The organism is Helicobacter sp. MIT 05-5294 (assembly GCF_000765675.1).
Classification (GTDB): domain Bacteria; phylum Campylobacterota; class Campylobacteria; order Campylobacterales; family Helicobacteraceae; genus Helicobacter_D.
The window spans coordinates 1-1,968 of record NZ_JRPA02000049.1 but is presented as its reverse complement, the minus strand read 5'-3'; the positions used below and the strand labels follow the sequence as shown (position 1 = coordinate 1,968).

Sequence of the window (1,968 nt, the reverse complement as noted above, 5' to 3'; positions counted from 1 at the left end):
GTAATACACTCAATGTAGGAGCAAATAACACAACAAGAATTGCTAAGGATTCTAGTGAATCTGTAGGAGGGAATAAGGGAGTGGAAGTGAGGGGAGACCAAAGCATAATAATCCATAAAGACAACATAAAGCATATCAAAAGAAATAGAAAAGACACGATAAAGGGTTCTTGGGATATTAAAAGCTTTAAAGATATTAACATAAGTTCTAAGTCAAACTATTCCCTTAGTGTTGATGATAATATAGAGCTTTATTCTAAGGATTGTTTGAAATTAAACAGCATTAAGCAAACCACCCTTAACAATCAAAACCTACTCATCAATACGCAAGAACAAGCACTCTTAAATGCCAACAAAAAGATGCAATTCTCCATAGGAAATGCTATAATACAAAGCAATGGTGAGGAGATTGTCTTGCAAGTGGGTTCTAGCAAAATTACCATTACAAGCAATAAAATCAAAATTCAAGGAAAAGTAGAGATAGGGGAATAATGAATGCAATAGAGCTACAAGAAAAAAACAGAATCAAAAGACAACATAGCCTTGAGAGACCCAAATATTTACCCGTTTTAGATACCACATTCGTCCCTAGTCAGCCCTTTATTCGTAGAAATGAAAAAATCTTTGAGTATTTGGGCAAAGAAATTCATTATATTGGCTTTGATACTCCTCTTTACTTTCCTATGATTTGGCTAGATTTAATCACCCCACAAGATTTATTGGATTTACAAGACAATGATTTTAGTGCCTTTGGTGTAGGCTTGCCTAAAAGAATCATTTTAGAAGTCCTTGACTTCCACCAAAAGTCTAATGATGACTTCTCTAAACTTGTAAAAAAATACCCTTTTGCTCAAATGATATTTACCCAATGGCTTACCATTAAACTTTATGAAAAGCACAAAGAGTTAATCCATAATCCAAAATTAGAATATAGGGACTTTATGCAGACGCACTTTAGTCTTACTTTCTCAAACAAGCCCTACACAATCTATCAGGCAATCCAAAGAATGCAGATGCAAGAACTAAATAATATAGGGAATAAAGATTATAGCATTGCAAGTTTTCTCACTGCCCTTACAGAGTATAATAATATCACCCTTTATGATATTATCTATGATATTATTCCTAATTCTATTAGAAAGCAATTCCTAAAAGATGAGGAATCCTTAAAAGCTTATTTACCTTTGAAACAAGAAAAATTTGAATATAAAGAAAAAGCTTTTAACAAAGAAGAGAAGATGTTTAGCCTTATATATGGAGATGATGCAACTTTTATTGAAGGTAAGATTCCTAAGCAATGGTATGCAATGGAGGCTTTAAATTTAAAGAATTATCTAATTAATGACAAAGAGCTTATTGTCCCTAAAGCAAAAATCAACAAACTAGGAATCGGATATGATGAGCTTTTAGAATTTATAAACAATGATGAGACAAGTTTAGATTATCCTGATATTTGGGAGTTTGATAAGGAGGACGCCACAATAGAAGTTGATGGAGAATATTTTGATGGATACAAAAATATAAAAAGCAATAAAATAAAATCTTCTTGGAAAAATATTATACAGATGCGACAAAGCTTTGCTCCTTATGCGGATTCCTACTTATCTCTATATAGTGCAGAAGTATGGGATAGAGGCACTGTTTATGTGTCAGATGATGAAATCATAGAAATCGCTTCTAGTCAATATTTCCAATCAATCGCCCTTATAGTGCAGAATAATTTTCGCACTGAATATACGATTTTTGAAAGCTTAAGGCAAAAGATGAGAAATGATTCAGAGTTTAGAGTAGATAGTGTTTGGCTAAATACAAGATATGGTTGCGCTACCTCTTGTTTTGAGGCTTCACAATGCACAATTAATGCTTACCTTGCCTACCGCTTCAATCAAGCTTTAGCTTTAAGCTTCTTAAACGCTTATGACAAGGAAACCAATGGAATCTAAAACAAAATTCAATCCCACAACCTTTG

Annotated in this window: 2 protein-coding genes; both read left to right on the top strand. The window is 33.0% G+C overall.

Annotation, left to right across the window (positions count from 1 at the left end):
- Window positions 1–491, top strand: a 491-nt coding sequence (locus LS69_RS09900; protein ID WP_194145497.1) for a hypothetical protein, incomplete at its 5' end; no start/stop codon positions are given.
- Window positions 491–1,942 carry a hypothetical protein gene (locus LS69_RS09895; RefSeq protein ID WP_138124635.1) on the top strand — a complete coding sequence of 484 codons (1,452 nt, stop codon included), beginning with the start codon at window positions 491–493 and terminating at the stop codon, window positions 1,940–1,942. The genes LS69_RS09900 and LS69_RS09895, both read left to right, overlap by 1 nt.
- Window positions 1,943–1,968: the final 26 nt, after the last annotated feature.